The sequence below is a fragment of the Burkholderia sp. ABCPW 11 genome (genome assembly GCF_001523445.1).
GTDB lineage: Bacteria > Pseudomonadota > Gammaproteobacteria > Burkholderiales > Burkholderiaceae > Burkholderia.
This window is the reverse complement of the sequence record NZ_LOVM01000004.1, coordinates 1-12428: the sequence shown is the minus strand read 5'-3', so window position 1 is coordinate 12428 and position 12428 is coordinate 1. Positions and strand designations below refer to the sequence as shown.

The 12428-nt window shown below is 66.8% G+C and carries 18 protein-coding genes and 1 tRNA gene; 8 read left to right on the top strand and 11 right to left on the bottom strand.

Going from position 1 to position 12428, the window contains the following annotated elements; all coding sequences use genetic code 11:
• Positions 1-314 precede the first annotated feature (314 nt).
• The 4 genes from WS61_RS02590 to WS61_RS02575 all read right to left on the bottom strand — a co-directional run bounded on the left by WS61_RS02590 (position 315) and on the right by WS61_RS02575 (position 2336).
• Positions 315-1037, bottom strand: a complete 723-nt coding sequence (locus WS61_RS02590) for an O-methyltransferase (RefSeq protein ID WP_059499116.1) — start codon at positions 1035-1037, stop codon at positions 315-317.
• Positions 1038-1134: 97 nt separating this feature from the next.
• Positions 1135-1431: a 4Fe-4S dicluster domain-containing protein gene (locus WS61_RS02585; RefSeq protein WP_059499115.1), complete on the bottom strand. Its 297-nt coding sequence runs from the start codon at positions 1429-1431 to the stop codon at positions 1135-1137.
• Between the two features lie 2 nt (positions 1432-1433).
• Positions 1434-1742, bottom strand: coding sequence for a hypothetical protein (locus WS61_RS02580; RefSeq protein WP_059499114.1), 309 nt, complete (start codon positions 1740-1742; stop codon positions 1434-1436).
• Between the two features lie 12 nt (positions 1743-1754).
• The gene (locus WS61_RS02575; protein ID WP_095211568.1) at positions 1755-2336 is read right to left on the bottom strand and encodes an RNA polymerase sigma factor; all 582 of its coding nucleotides are present in this window, start codon (positions 2334-2336) and stop codon (positions 1755-1757) included.
• Between the two features lie 172 nt (positions 2337-2508).
• Between WS61_RS02575 and WS61_RS02570 the strand changes: the two genes are divergently transcribed.
• Together WS61_RS02570 and WS61_RS02565 are read left to right on the top strand one after the other, a co-directional pair.
• Positions 2509-2585, top strand: a tRNA-Met gene (locus WS61_RS02570).
• Between the two features lie 221 nt (positions 2586-2806).
• Complete coding sequence (locus WS61_RS02565; protein ID WP_059499113.1) at positions 2807-3139, top strand: hypothetical protein; 333 nt, start codon at positions 2807-2809, stop codon at positions 3137-3139.
• A gap of 55 nt (positions 3140-3194) precedes the next feature.
• On the opposite strand, the gene WS61_RS02560 is transcribed toward WS61_RS02565, so the two are convergent.
• Positions 3195-3935 carry an SDR family NAD(P)-dependent oxidoreductase gene (locus WS61_RS02560; RefSeq protein ID WP_059499112.1) on the bottom strand — a complete coding sequence of 247 codons (741 nt, stop codon included), beginning with the start codon at positions 3933-3935 and terminating at the stop codon, positions 3195-3197.
• A gap of 115 nt (positions 3936-4050) precedes the next feature.
• Between WS61_RS02560 and WS61_RS02555 the strand changes: the two genes are divergently transcribed.
• Complete coding sequence (locus tag WS61_RS02555; RefSeq protein WP_059499111.1) at positions 4051-4683, top strand: TetR/AcrR family transcriptional regulator; 633 nt, start codon at positions 4051-4053, stop codon at positions 4681-4683.
• 21 nt (positions 4684-4704) lie between these two features.
• On the opposite strand, the gene eco is transcribed toward WS61_RS02555, so the two are convergent.
• On the bottom strand, positions 4705-5205 hold the full coding sequence (gene eco / locus WS61_RS02550) for a serine protease inhibitor ecotin (RefSeq protein ID WP_059499110.1): 501 nt from the start codon (positions 5203-5205) through the stop codon (positions 4705-4707).
• Positions 5206-5348: 143 nt separating this feature from the next.
• Between eco and WS61_RS02545 the strand changes: the two genes are divergently transcribed.
• Positions 5349-5678 (top strand): hypothetical protein, encoded by a 330-nt coding sequence (locus WS61_RS02545; RefSeq protein ID WP_059499109.1) that lies wholly within the window; start codon positions 5349-5351, stop codon positions 5676-5678.
• A 192-nt stretch (positions 5679-5870) separates the two neighbouring features.
• Here WS61_RS02545 and WS61_RS02540 read toward each other — a convergent pair whose 3' ends face one another.
• Positions 5871-6272 (bottom strand): hypothetical protein, encoded by a 402-nt coding sequence (locus tag WS61_RS02540; RefSeq protein ID WP_059499108.1) that lies wholly within the window; start codon positions 6270-6272, stop codon positions 5871-5873.
• Between the two features lie 117 nt (positions 6273-6389).
• On the opposite strand from WS61_RS02540, the gene WS61_RS02535 reads away from it, so the two are divergent.
• Both WS61_RS02535 and WS61_RS02530 read left to right on the top strand, forming a co-directional pair.
• Positions 6390-6770: a DUF5594 family protein gene (locus tag WS61_RS02535; protein WP_059499107.1), complete on the top strand. Its 381-nt coding sequence runs from the start codon at positions 6390-6392 to the stop codon at positions 6768-6770.
• 185 nt (positions 6771-6955) lie between these two features.
• The gene (locus WS61_RS02530; protein WP_059499106.1) at positions 6956-8323 is read left to right on the top strand and encodes an MFS transporter; all 1368 of its coding nucleotides are present in this window, start codon (positions 6956-6958) and stop codon (positions 8321-8323) included.
• Between the two features lie 30 nt (positions 8324-8353).
• On the opposite strand, the gene WS61_RS02525 is transcribed toward WS61_RS02530, so the two are convergent.
• The 3 genes from WS61_RS02525 to WS61_RS32455 form a co-directional block, all read right to left on the bottom strand.
• Positions 8354-8980, bottom strand: a complete 627-nt coding sequence (locus tag WS61_RS02525) for an AAA family ATPase (RefSeq protein ID WP_059499105.1) — start codon at positions 8978-8980, stop codon at positions 8354-8356.
• Complete coding sequence (gene otsA, locus WS61_RS02520; RefSeq protein ID WP_059499104.1) at positions 8973-10394, bottom strand: alpha,alpha-trehalose-phosphate synthase (UDP-forming); 1422 nt, start codon at positions 10392-10394, stop codon at positions 8973-8975. Before otsA ends, WS61_RS02525 begins: the two co-directional genes overlap by 8 nt.
• A gap of 138 nt (positions 10395-10532) precedes the next feature.
• Complete coding sequence (locus WS61_RS32455; protein WP_095211567.1) at positions 10533-10742, bottom strand: hypothetical protein; 210 nt, start codon at positions 10740-10742, stop codon at positions 10533-10535.
• A 287-nt stretch (positions 10743-11029) separates the two neighbouring features.
• Here WS61_RS32455 and WS61_RS02515 point away from each other — a divergent pair, with 287 nt between their 5' ends.
• Entirely contained in the window at positions 11030-11581 is a 552-nt protein-coding gene (locus tag WS61_RS02515; RefSeq protein ID WP_059499103.1) for a hypothetical protein, read from the top strand.
• Positions 11578-12072 (top strand): hypothetical protein, encoded by a 495-nt coding sequence (locus WS61_RS02510; protein ID WP_059499102.1) that lies wholly within the window; start codon positions 11578-11580, stop codon positions 12070-12072. Before WS61_RS02515 ends, WS61_RS02510 begins: the two co-directional genes overlap by 4 nt.
• An 88-nt stretch (positions 12073-12160) precedes the next feature.
• Here WS61_RS02510 and WS61_RS02505 read toward each other — a convergent pair.
• Positions 12161-12428: AAA-associated domain-containing protein (locus WS61_RS02505; RefSeq protein ID WP_082725075.1), on the bottom strand; the 268-nt coding region annotated here is incomplete at its 5' end.

Below are 12428 nucleotides of genomic sequence, written 5' to 3'. Positions count from 1 at the left end.
TATCTCCAACGTTGTCTCCAAGAAAGTATGTGTTCTGGAGATATGGTTGGAGATAACGTCGGCCTTGCCGGACAAGGGTCACAAGCCGAAACGAGTGCTTATCTCCAAATCTCCAGATAATTTTGCTTCCGGCGGCACGGCAAAGGGACTCACGCAGGCCCCCTTCGACTAATGAAGCCTACGCCGATGCGCTTGTTGGTATTTTTGTTGGTATCTATGGAATGCCTTAACCGGGAGAGCCGATACAGTCGAGAGATATGAATTCTGTCGGGGGACCAGCCAAGCTCTACCCCCCAAGACTCACCGCCCCCCGCTCAAGCAACGACCACCGTAAACTCGACCCCCGACTCGAAATCCAGCGTCGTGGTCGAAAAACGCGGATCCTCGTCGAGGTAATCCTTGTACGGTCGAACGGCGTCCTCGGCCGTGTACATATTGTCGGCAAGCACGATCGACCCCGGCCGCAGCAGGCGCTCGATCTGCTTGAACAGCTTCAGATAGGCGTCAGCCCATACGTCGATAAACACCATGTCGACAGTCCCGTCCAGTTCGGCAACCGTCTCGAATACATCGCCCTCCCGCAAGTCGACATACGCATCCAGCCCCGCTGTTTCGACGTGAGCCCGCAGGCACGCGCATTTGAGCGCATCCCGTTCGGTCGCGATGACCACGCCACGGCCCAACGTACGCAGCGCGTCGGCAAGATACAGGGTCGACACACCGCAGGAACTACCGAGCTCGAGGATTCTGGCCGACCGTTGCGACAGCACGAGGTTGCGCAGGAATCGCCCCGTCTCCGCCGACACGGCCAACGACAGCGCACTGCTTTCCGACGATTCGAAATCGTCGCTGAACAGGCCGAACGTTTCGAGAAAGCGCCCTCGCAGCCGGGGCGCGAGCGTTTCGTATTCGTCGACGAGCGTCGGAAACGCCGCATTCGGCCCCTGGAACTGCGCGCGGGCCCGGGCGATGATTTCGCTCCGGCTTTCTTCATGAAGCCGTTGCAAAAGAACGTCGGTAGTTGAAGCCAAGTGCATTCCTTGACGAGATTGATCACATGAACGGCGTATCCGGCGACTGCCATCCGTCAGACTGCCTGCGACACCGTGCCGTCATCGGCGAGCACGGCCGACGCTAAGCCCTTCTGGCAAGCGTGATCGCCCGTTCGGGACACGCCGTCACGCAAAGCCCGCATGACCGGCAGGCCTGCGCATTCGGCGTGTAGGCGACTTTCATTCCATGCACGCGCAGTTTCAAGCGATGCATCAGGCCGAGGTCGAGGTAATCGGCCTGATCGACGCGCCGCACCTCGAACACGTTTTCCGGGCAAACGGTGACGCAATCCCCCTTGCCTTCGCAACGTTTCAGATCGACGATCGGCGCGATCACGCCCGCCTTCTGCTTGCAGTCGGCCGTTGATTTTTCGCGCATGTTCACTCCTCCGTGCGCCGGCTGCCGCGCGATCGCCATGCGGCCCGGAAATGCTCGCGCTCTTCGGGTGTCATGGCTTCCCACTTGCGCCAGTGGCGCCGGCCGTGCCAGCCGCGGTGTCCGCGAAATCCGCCGAACAGGATGCGGCTCAACACGAGCAGCCCCAGCGCATGCGCGAAGTCGATCGTCCGGGCGCCGACGAACAGCGCCGGCATCACCCAGTTCCACAACATCATGACGATCCATCCGAGCACGCCTATGGCGACCACCACGAGCAGCGCCTTGCCCGCACATCTGATTCGAAAATTCATCCGTCGACTCCTCTAGATATCCAGTTCGTCGTAAATGGGTTGCAGTCGAGCACGCAGATGCAGGACCGCGTAGCGTTTGCGCGCCAGCAGCGTATTAAGCGTGACGCCGCTTTGCGTGGCCATCTCCTTGAAGGACAGTCCCTCCAGTTCGTGTGCAATGAAAACCTCGCGCTGATTCGCCGGCAACTCGTCAAGCGCGTCCTGCAACGCCTTCAGCAACAGCGTGCGAGCGTAGCGCGCTTCAGGGCCGGCATCGTGCGCCGGTAACGCGAGATCCAGGCGATACTCGCTGTCCGCTTCGTCGTCGGCATCGAGCAGATCGGTCAGCGGCTGCTCCTTCTTTTTGCGAAAACGATCGATGATGCGGTTGCGCGCCGCACGGAACAGCCACGCACTCGCCTGTTCGATCGGCGCAGGAAGCCGATAAGCCTGGACGAATTCGTGAAGCACATCCTGCAGAACGTCCTCGGCATCGTCCGGGTCGCGTATCCGGCGCCGAATGAAGTTCCCTAGCCTCGTTCGTTCACGCATCACCGTCGCAGTGATGTCGCGGTCTGGGTCGGTCATCGTGTGCGAAGTGGGTGGCGGTTCCATGCGTCTGAAGACGTTTCAGGCGCGCGAATATTGTGGCGAAGGTGAAAAATTTCCGGTCGTACGCGTCGGCTTCCCTGCGTTGCAGTCGTTTCAAGGAACAGGCCCGATATGAGTCGGGCCGTCTTCGCACGAATCGTTTGACTCTGCGCACCGACCCAAGTACACTTCGCGCCGCGGGGTGGAGCAGTCTGGCAGCTCGTCGGGCTCATAACCCGAAGGTCGTAGGTTCAAATCCTACCCCCGCAACCAAATACCGAAAAAAGCCCGCTTTGCGAAAGCAAGCGGGCTTTTTTCCATTCGACGGTCCGAGATATTGCTGGCGCGCGCAGGCGGCACACGAATGATGTGTGCAATCGAGCATTCACCGCCATATGCGACACACGCGCGCACCTCGCCCGTTCGCCGCTGATATGCACTGAACGTTGCGTAGAATTCCGAACTTTCTTCAGTTCAGCACACGGACTTCGCCCATGCTTCGGACGATCGCGGCGCTCGCCGCGCTTTCAGCGATGACCGGCACGGCCAACGCCGCCGACACCGACACGGCCTCCGCCAAACAGCGCTACGTCAGCCCGGGCATCGCCAACGTCACTGCGTCGGCAGCCCCGCGTCCGGACAACACGTCCCCCGACACCCGCTGCCGGGAACTGGCCGCCGGCATCGACGCGGTCACGCACTCGCCCGACCGCGGCCAGAAGGTCGTGCGCGGGATGGGCCCGGACGGCAAGCCGCGCAACGAACTGCGGGCCTACGACAAACGGGCCGACCAGGAAGCCGAGCACCAGCGCCTCGGCTGCCGATAGCGAACGACGACGAACCAACCGTCACCCGGCCCGTTCACGCAGCGCGCATCAGTGTTTATGCATTCGCCCCGCCGTCGATCGTCAACCCGGTCCCGGTGATCGATCGCCCTTCCGGCCCGACGATGAACGCCACGAGCGCGGCTACGTCGTCGGCCTTGCCGTACTGCTGAATCGCCATCCGCGAACGCTGCGCATCGGCGTGCTCGCCATCGGCCGGATTCATATCGGTATCCGTGGAGCCCGGATGCACGATGTTCACCGTGATGCCGCGCGAGCCGAGATCGCGCGCGAGCCCTTGCGTCCAGCCGATCAATGCGGCCTTGCTCGCCGCATAGAGGCTCATCCCCGCATCGGGCACACGCGTCGCGAGGCAACTGCCGGTCGACACGATGCGCCCGCCCTCCCCGAGATGACGCGCCGCCGCCTGCGACGCGACGATCACCGCACGCACGTTCACGTTCAGCGTCGCATCGATATCGTCGAGCGTGAGGTCGTTCAGCGCGCCGGCCCGGAAAATCCCCGCGTTGTTGACGAGGATGTCGAGGCCGCCGAACGCCTGCGCGGCACGATCGACCGCGTTGCGCACGGCAAGCGGATCGGCGCTGTCGGCCTGGATCGCCACGGCGCGACGGCCCAGCGCTTCGATGCCGGCGACGACGGCCTGCGCCCGCTCGGCCGATTTTTCATACGTGATCGCCACGTCGGCGCCCTCGGCTGCCAGCCGTTTGGCGATCGCCGCGCCGATGCCGCGGCTGCCGCCGGTGATGAGTGCACACTTGCCCTGAAGTCGGTTCATGTCGGTTCCTTTCCTCATTTATGTAACGACCGACACAGAATGTGGCAAGTTGCGTCGCACAGTCAATTGATTTATTTTATCGATCGATACAGATATCGACGAAGGAACGGACGCAATGGCTGAACGAGGCCGACCGAGAAGCTTCGACAAGGAAGCGGCGCTGGATCGCGCGATGGAGGTGTTCTGGCGTCTCGGCTACGAAGGGGCGTCGATGACGGACTTGACGGCCGCGATGGGCATCGCGTCGCCGAGCCTGTATGCGGCCTTCGGCAGCAAGGAAGCGCTGTTCCGGCAAGCCCTCGAACATTACCGCGCAACCGAGGGGCGGGAAATCTGGGGGGGCGTCGAACGAGCGGCCAGCGCGTACGACGCCGTGCAGAACTACCTGATGGATACCGCACGCGTGTTCACGCGGCGTTCGAAGCCGGCCGGCTGCCTGATCGTGTTGTCGGCGCTGCATCCGGCCGAACGTTCCGACATGGTCCGGCAGACGTTGATCGCGATGCGCGAGGGCACGGTCGACGCGCTGCGGGAACGCCTCGCGCAAGGCGTCGCGACCGGCGAAATATCGGCGCACGCGAACGTCGATGCGATCGCGCGCTACTACGTGACGGTTCAGCAGGGGATGTCGATCCAGGCGCGCGACGGCGCGAGCCGCCGCGATCTGGAGGCCGTCGCGCAGGCCGCGCTGGCCGCATGGCCGGCGCTCGTCGGCGCGCGCGGCCCGGCCGGCGCGACTGGCGGATAGCGGCAGGACGCCGCCGGGAGATTACTGTTTCGCGGCTTGCTGCACGTCCTTCGACGCATGCCACACGCGATAGCGGACGTCGAAGCCATCCGGTACATACACGACGAGCGGCAGACGGCTGTTGTAGCGCAGCAGCTGACCGTCGCCGCGCACCTGCACGAACCGTTGCTGCGGCGCCTGGCCCGGGCACGCCATCAGCGTCGATGCCGGGCCCTTCACGTCGGTGAGCCGGTAATACGTGTAGCCCCAGCCCTTCACGTCCTCGGCGGTCAGCTCGCCGCCGAACCACTGCTGATTGCAGTCGGTCTGCAGCGTCTTGCCGATCATCAACTCGACGCGCGCATCGCCCTCGTTCTCGAGCGCGGGCAGCGCGATCACGGCGCGCTGCTGGCCGGCGGCTGCCTGCGGAAACATCTTGATCGACTCGGCCGGCACGGCGGGTGCGGATGCCGGCGCGGCCACGCATGCGGCGGCCGTCGTCACGCAGAAGGCGGCCAGCGCGGCCCGGATCGCGAATTTCATCGATGTGCTCCTGAAAAACAAATGAGCCCCGGATGCTAACACTTTCGTCTCAAGACCTTACGAGGCTGTAATTTGGCGACACAATTGCAAACAGCCGGCAATCCCCGGGCGCGGTACTTATAGCGGAACCAACGGAGAACATCATGCTGAAGCTCATTGCCGCCGCCGGCGTCGCCACCCTGCTGGCCGGCTGCGTGGTCGCCCCGGACGCCGGATACGGCTACGGGCAGCCCTACTATTCCGATCCCGGCTATGCGTACGCCCCGTCTCCCGTGTACGGCACGGTCAACATCTGGGGCGGAGGCGGTGGACGCGACTGGGATCGCGGCCGGCGCGACTACCATCACTGGGACGGCGATCGCGGCAACCGCGGCAACGGTTGGTGGCGCGGCGGCGGACGCCGCGGCGACTGGAACGAAGGCGGCGGTGGCGGCGGACACGGTCGCGGCGACGGCGGCGGTCATCGCCACTGACGCGCAATTGCAACCGTTTGTATCCACGCACGGCCCGCCGATGGCCGGCGGCGCATCACACCGGCGAACGGACGGCCACGCAATAGACAAAGGCCCTCGCATCGAGCGAGGGCCTTTCGTCGTCCTGCCGGGCGAAGCGAACGTCGGCGAGAGCGTGGCCGCCGGGCACCGAATCCGCTCGCGCGCCGCCGCTTACCAGCCCGCCGGCTGCGCGTAGCCACCCTGCACCGGCGCCCCACACACATACGCACGCTGGTAGCGGTCGTAGCAATAGTTCGGGCCGTCGTCCTGGTACTGCGCCTGCTGATAGGTCGGGTAGGCAGGCTGCTGGTACGCGGGCGCCTGGTAGTAGGTCGGCGGCTGATAGGCCGGCGCCTGGTACGCGGGTGCCTGATATGCGACGGGCGGATTCATCGCCGACGTCACGATCGCACCCAGCACCGCGCCGCCGATCAATGCGCCGATGACGGCGCCGCCGTCGCGGCCATGCGCGGACGCCGGGCCCGCGACCGCGAGCGAACCGGCAAGGACACATACTGCGGCAATCTTTTTCATGATGGACTCCCACGCGAAGTGGTACTGGATGCGATGCATTGTGGCGGTCCGCGACCGTAATAGATGCAGCAAGTGGTAACGCGCGATTACCGGTATCGCACCCGCCGAAACGCGGCGTCGCCGTGCTACGATTTTCGGCATACAGGAGACGCCGTCATGCAGCCCGAAACCGCCCGCCGTTTCGATACCGAATTCGCACCGCGCATCGCGCAGGCCATCGCCGCGTTCTTCGCCGATCACGTGCAGACCGACGTCGTCCCCTATGGCGGGCACGGACATCCGACGCGCGTGCAGATCCGCAGCGCGCCGCACGAGCACGTGAGCGGCTTCGTGCATCCGCTGAATCTCGAACTGACGTGGGACACCGACGAGATCGAGCGGCTGATGGAACCCGATGGCCCGCAGCGCTTCGAGCACTACCTCGCCGCGCTGCCGAGAAAGCTGGGCGCGTGGCAGGGCGCGCGCGACATCGATCTCGCATCGCGCACGCAGGCCGACCCGCTCGTGCGGCTCGGCGGCCTCGACTTCGAAGGCTGAATGCGCGCGCCCGCCGACGGCCGTGCGGCGCGACGTCGCGCGAGGCGGCCCGGTGATACACTCGACCGGCCCCGCCCCGGTGCAGCCGCGCCGGCCGGGCCGTTCATCGCCGCCTCCCCCCCTGCACATGGTTGCGCACGCAACCGGCAAGCGGGCGCGCGGACAACCATGCTCTCGCTCCTGTCATGAACGCCGATACCGGCCTGCCGCTTCCGCAACGCTACTGGGCGATCGTCTGCGTCGCCCTGGGCATCACGCTCGCCGTGCTCGACGGCGCCATCGCGAACGTCGCGCTGCCGACCATCGCGCGCGACCTGCGCGCGTCCGACGCCGCGTCGATCTGGATCGTCAACGCGTATCAGCTCGCGGTCACGATCACGCTGCTGCCGCTCGCGTCGCTCGGCGAACGTATCGGCTATCGCCGCATCTACATCGCCGGGCTCGCGCTGTTCACCGCGGCGTCGCTCGGCTGCGCGCTCGCCGGCTCGCTGCCGATGCTGGCCGTGATGCGCGTGATCCAGGGGTTCGGCGCGGCCGGCATCATGAGCGTCAACGCGGCGCTCGTGCGGATGATCTACCCGTCGTCGATGCTCGGGCGCGGGCTGTCGATCAACGCGATGGTGGTCGCGCTGTCGTCGGCGATCGGGCCGACGGTCGCGTCGGCGATCCTGTCGTTCGCGTCGTGGCCGTGGCTCTTCGCGGTCAACGTGCCGATCGGCATCGCGGCCGTGCTCGGCAGCCTGCGCGCGCTGCCGGCCAACCCGCTGCACGATGCGCCGTACGACTTCCCGAGCGCGCTGATGAACGCATGCGTATTCGGCCTGCTGATCACGGCCGTCGACGGGCTCGGTCACGGCGAAGGTCATGCGTACGTCGCGGCCGAACTGGCCGTCGCGTTCGTGGTCGGCTATTTCTTCGTGAAGCGTCAGTTGTCGCAGCCGGCGCCGCTCCTGCCGGTCGACCTGATGCGCATCCCGATGTTCGCGCTGTCGGTCTACACGTCGACGGCGTCGTTCACGTCGCAGATGCTCGCGTTCGTCGCGCTGCCGTTCTGGCTGCAGAATTCGCTGGGGTTCTCGCAGGTCGAGACGGGTCTTTACATGACGCCGTGGCCGCTCGTGATCGTGTTCGCCGCGCCGCTCGCGGGCGTGCTGTCGGACCGCTATTCGGCCGGCATGCTCGGCGGGATCGGGCTCGCGCTGTTCGCCGCCGGGCTGCTGTCGCTCGCGACGATCGGCGCGCACCCGGGCACGGTCGACATCGTATGGCGGATGGCGCTGTGCGGCGCGGGCTTCGGGTTGTTCCAGTCGCCGAACAATCGCGCGATGCTGTCGTCGGCACCGCGCGCACGCAGCGGCGGCGCCGGCGGCATGCTGAGCACCGCACGCCTGACGGGCCAGACGCTCGGCGCCGCGCTCGTCGCGCTGATTTTCGGGCTCGCGCCGGACCGCGGGCCGACGATCGCACTCTATGTCGCCACGGCGTTCGCGGCGGTGGCCGCGGTCGTCAGCCTGCTGCGCATCGCGTCGCCGCGGCCGGACACGGCAGCCTGACACCGTCGCGCGCCGCACAGGCGGCGGGCGTCATGCGGCGTCGAGCGTATCCATCACGAAGCGCACACGCGCCTTCACGCTCACGCGCGGCAACTCGATCAGCCGATAGCCGTACGACGTATAGCAATCGACCATCGCGTCGTAGGTCCGCACCGCCTCCGCGAAATCCTGCCGCCGCTCGGTGTCCTGCGCATAGATGTCGGGCCACGGCGGTGCGATGAACACGCGCCGGTGATAGCGGAAACGCCGCGCCGCGGCTTCCGCGTGCGCGGGCACCGCCAACCCGGTCAGCGTCAGATAGCCGATCACGTCCGGCACGCCGCGGTCGAAGAACACCGGACCGCGCGCCTGCCGCGCGAGGTGGTAGGACCGCATCTCCCAGCTCAGCATCAGCTCGGCGAACGCGGCCGGGTCGCGCCACGGCAGCGCAGGGCCGTCGACGGCCATCTGGTCGCGGATCACGCCGCGCCCGGCCTCCTGCGAGCGCGCAAACCCGGCGCGCTCGAGCGCATCGAGCAACGTGCTCTTGCCCGAACCCGGGCCGCCCGTCACGACGAAGAAGCGGCCGGTCGTGTCGTCGACCGCTTCGTCGTCGCGATCGGCGGCGCGCGGCGCAGCGGCGCCCGGCGCGGCGGCGCCCGGCACGAACTCACGCATGCGCGACCCGCCGGCCCGCGCGCTGCGTGACCGACGCCGCGGCCGCGACGCTGCGCAAGTCGGCGACGAAGGTGTCGCGCCAGACCGACAGGTCGTTCTCGCGCAGCCGCGCGAGGTTCTCCTCGTGACGCGCCTGCCGCTCCGCGAGCGGCATCGACAGCGCGCGTTCGAGCGCCTCGGCCATCTGCGACAGGTCGTACGGATTGACGAGCAGCGCGCCGGTCAGCTCGGCCGCCGCGCCCGCGAATTCCGACAGCACGAGCACGCCCGGATCGGCCGGATCCTGCGACGCGACGTATTCCTTCGCGACGAGATTCATCCCGTCGCGCAGCGGCGTCACGTAGCCGACCTGCGACATCCGGAAGAACGCCATCAGCAGGTTGCGCTCGTACTTGCGGTTCAGGTACTGGATCGGCGTCCAGTCGAGCTGCGAGAAGCGGCCGTTGATCCGGCCGGCCTCGCCTTCGAGCGTTTCGCGGATGTGCTGATAGGTCTGCACGTCGGAACGCGTCGGCGGCGCGATCTGCAGGAGCGACACGCGCCCCTGCCAGCCCGGCGCATTCGCGAGCATCCGCTCGAACGACTGGAAGCGCTCGACGAGCCCCTTCGAGTAATCGAGACGGTCGACGCTCATCACCAGCTTGCGGTCGCCCAGCGCCTCGCGCAGCATCTTCACCGGCTTGCGCGTGCCGTACTGGACGGCCGCCTGCGCGATCGCGTCGGGATGCACGCCGATCGGATAGGCCGCGACCTTCACGACGCGGCCATGCGCGTGCAGCATCCCGTCGTCGCTCGCCGCGCCGATGCCGCGCCGCTCGATGTAGTCGGTGAAGGCCTGCTTGTCGGCCTCGGTCTGGAAACCCGCGACGTCGTACGCGCACATGAACTTCACGAGCTCCTCGTGCGGCGGCACGAGGCGCAGCATGTCGGGCGACGGAAACGGGATGTGCAGGAAGAAGCCGATCGGGTTCTTCACGCCGAGTTCACGCAAGCAGTTCGCGAACGGCAGCAGGTGGTAGTCGTGCACCCAGATCAGGTCGTCCGGCCGCAGCAGCGCGGCGAGCTGCTTCGCGAGCATCGCGTTCACGCGCAGGTAACCGGCGTACTCCTGCCGATCGAAGCGCGCGAGATCGCCGCGGTAATGGAACACCGGCCACAGCGTCGCGTTCGAGAAGCCGCGGTAGTACTGGTCGTAGTCGCGCCGGGTCAGGCCGACCGTCGCATACGTCACGTTGCCGTCCCGCTGGATCGCGGGCTCGGCATCCGGCGTACCGACGATCTCGCCGTTCCAGCCGAACCAGACGCCGCCCGTTTCCTTCAGGGCGTCCATCACGCCGACGGCCAGACCGCCCGCGCTCGGGCGCGTATCCTCGCCGGCGGCGACACGATTCGATACCACGATCAATCTGCTCATGCGACTTCCCCTCCTCGATTCGATTGGCTGGCGCGCAACGCACGCCGAAGCAGGCGCGGCGGCCCGAAGGCGGCCGCGCGGCGACTCAGTTCCGAGAATTGCAATGAAATACGGCGGTGGAATGCGGCGACGACCGTATCAAGCGTCCTGCTCCTGACCGAGGTCGCGTTGATAGTCGAGCCCTTCCGGGCGAGCACCACCCTGGTTGTGATCGCCGTCCGACGGCGTCTCGTCCGGCGCGCCCGCAGGCGGTGCCGATGGCGCGTCGGTCTGCGGACGCGAGCGGTCTTCCGGATGGCCGGCCGCCGCGTCAGGCGGCCGGTGTGACAACCGTTTCGAACGGCGCATGGCTGGGTGTCTCATATGCGGCGCGGCTCGAGGCCGTCGTAGAAACATTCCATAACAAAACAGTCTAGGTCGCGTCATCGCGGCCGATGGTAACAATTACCTTCAATTTGTAACGTTTCGACCCTTCGTCGAGCATCTATCCGACAATAACGCCGCCCGCGCGCACGCGGCCTGCCGCACGGCGATTTGTCAAAGCTTTGCAATTTTCCCATGACAATTGCGAAACAATGACGCGGCATCAGGCGTGCACGCGTCGCCGCTCACCCAGACAGGACTTGCACTCAGGGATGAACATTCGTTTCGAATCGCCGCGCCGGGCCACGCCGGCGCGCGTCGTGCTGGCCGCGATCGCCACGGCCGCACTGCTGTCCGGCTGCAATTCGTTGTACAGCGAAGGCGCGACGGCCGGCGCCGGTATCGCGGGCGCCGCGATCGCCTCCAAGGTCACCAACAACGCCGCCGTCGCGACGGGCATCGGCCTCGGCGCCGTCGCCGGCGCGCGGGCCGGCGTCCAGTACACGCAACGCGTCGCGCACCGCTACACGCAGGAGCAGATCGCGAAGGCGGCCGGCCCGCTCGACGTCGGCGGCGTCGCGCCGTGGTCGACGCACCATTCGTTCCCGATCGAGGACGACGAGCAGGGCCGCGTGACGGTCAGCCGCATGATCAGCGTCGGTCCGCTCGACTGCAAGGAAATCGTGTTCGCGGTCGACACGCCGGCGAAGGCCGACAAGGCCGCGCAATCGGCGTTCTACGTCGCCACCATCTGCCGCGACGGGCCCGTGTGGAAATGGGCGTCGGCCGAACCGGCGACCGAACGCTGGGGCGCGCTGCAATGAGCGTCGCGATTCGTATCGCGGCGATCGGTGCGCTGTGCGCGGCGACGGTCGCGCTGTCGGGCTGCGGGTCGGTCGGCGCGGCGAGCGGCGCGCTGGCCGGTGCGGCGACGGGCCTCGTCACCGCGAACCCGGCGGTCGGCGTCGGTGTCGGGATCGCCGTGCAGGCCGCGACCGACGAAGCCGTCAACCGCACGATGAAGCAGCTCCATCAGAACCAGCAGGACGCGATCGCGAAGACGGCCGGCAGTCTCGCCGTCGGCGAAGTGAAGCCGTGGAAGGTGAAGAACACGCTGCCGCTCGAAAACGGCGACGGCGAGGTGCGGGTCACACGCGCGTACTCGTCGGCGCTCGCGCTGTGCAAGGAATTCGCGTTCTCGGTGAAGGACGGCGGCAAGGCCGACTGGTATTTCGCGAATGCGTGCCAGCAAGGCACGCACTGGAAGTGGGCGTCGGCGGAACCGGCCGTCGATCGGTGGGGGAATTTGCAGTAACGGGGCGATACGTGGTGCGTGGTGCGCGGCGCGTGATGCTCGAAGCACGCGAATACCGGGCCGGGTCGCACGGCCCGGCCCGGCGCGATCAGGACTCGACGTCCTCCAGGCTGAAGATTTCGGTCTGGTCGTTGTACGAGAAGATCTCGCCGTAACGGCCCCAGTCGATCACCGCGTCGAGCGTTTCCTCGGCCGCGCCGTCCGACAGGAAGTCCTCGAGCTCCTGCTCGAAGCGCACGCGCGGCGCGCGGTGGCCCGGACGCTCGTTCAGCACCTTCTTGATCCGGGCAGCAAGCGGCACGTGCTTCAGCAGGTGATCCGCGAACATCAGCTTGCGCTCCTGCGTGCCGAATTCC

What these genes read in the sequence shown, in the direction of transcription:
- WS61_RS02535 (WP_059499107.1), top strand. Translation starts at nt 6,390, where the DNA reads ATGCAGCCCGAAACCGCCCGCCGTTTCGATACCGAATTCGCACCGCGC.
- WS61_RS02555 (WP_059499111.1), top strand. Translation starts at nt 4,051, where the DNA reads ATGGCTGAACGAGGCCGACCGAGAAGCTTCGACAAGGAAGCGGCGCTG.
- WS61_RS02590 (WP_059499116.1), bottom strand. Translation starts at nt 1,037, where the DNA reads ATGCACTTGGCTTCAACTACCGACGTTCTTTTGCAACGGCTTCATGAA.
- WS61_RS02510 (WP_059499102.1), top strand. Translation starts at nt 11,578, where the DNA reads ATGAGCGTCGCGATTCGTATCGCGGCGATCGGTGCGCTGTGCGCGGCG.
- WS61_RS02525 (WP_059499105.1), bottom strand. Translation starts at nt 8,980, where the DNA reads ATGCGTGAGTTCGTGCCGGGCGCCGCCGCGCCGGGCGCCGCTGCGCCG.
- WS61_RS02575 (WP_095211568.1), bottom strand. Translation starts at nt 2,336, where the DNA reads ATGGAACCGCCACCCACTTCGCACACGATGACCGACCCAGACCGCGAC.
- WS61_RS02540 (WP_059499108.1), bottom strand. Translation starts at nt 6,272, where the DNA reads ATGCATCGCATCCAGTACCACTTCGCGTGGGAGTCCATCATGAAAAAG.
- eco (WP_059499110.1), bottom strand. Translation starts at nt 5,205, where the DNA reads ATGAAATTCGCGATCCGGGCCGCGCTGGCCGCCTTCTGCGTGACGACG.
- WS61_RS32455 (WP_095211567.1), bottom strand. Translation starts at nt 10,742, where the DNA reads ATGCGCCGTTCGAAACGGTTGTCACACCGGCCGCCTGACGCGGCGGCC.
- WS61_RS02560 (WP_059499112.1), bottom strand. Translation starts at nt 3,935, where the DNA reads ATGAACCGACTTCAGGGCAAGTGTGCACTCATCACCGGCGGCAGCCGC.
- WS61_RS02565 (WP_059499113.1), top strand. Translation starts at nt 2,807, where the DNA reads ATGCTTCGGACGATCGCGGCGCTCGCCGCGCTTTCAGCGATGACCGGC.
- WS61_RS02545 (WP_059499109.1), top strand. Translation starts at nt 5,349, where the DNA reads ATGCTGAAGCTCATTGCCGCCGCCGGCGTCGCCACCCTGCTGGCCGGC.
- WS61_RS02515 (WP_059499103.1), top strand. Translation starts at nt 11,030, where the DNA reads ATGAACATTCGTTTCGAATCGCCGCGCCGGGCCACGCCGGCGCGCGTC.
- WS61_RS02580 (WP_059499114.1), bottom strand. Translation starts at nt 1,742, where the DNA reads ATGAATTTTCGAATCAGATGTGCGGGCAAGGCGCTGCTCGTGGTGGTC.
- WS61_RS02530 (WP_059499106.1), top strand. Translation starts at nt 6,956, where the DNA reads ATGAACGCCGATACCGGCCTGCCGCTTCCGCAACGCTACTGGGCGATC.
- otsA (WP_059499104.1), bottom strand. Translation starts at nt 10,394, where the DNA reads ATGAGCAGATTGATCGTGGTATCGAATCGTGTCGCCGCCGGCGAGGAT.
- WS61_RS02585 (WP_059499115.1), bottom strand. Translation starts at nt 1,431, where the DNA reads ATGCGCGAAAAATCAACGGCCGACTGCAAGCAGAAGGCGGGCGTGATC.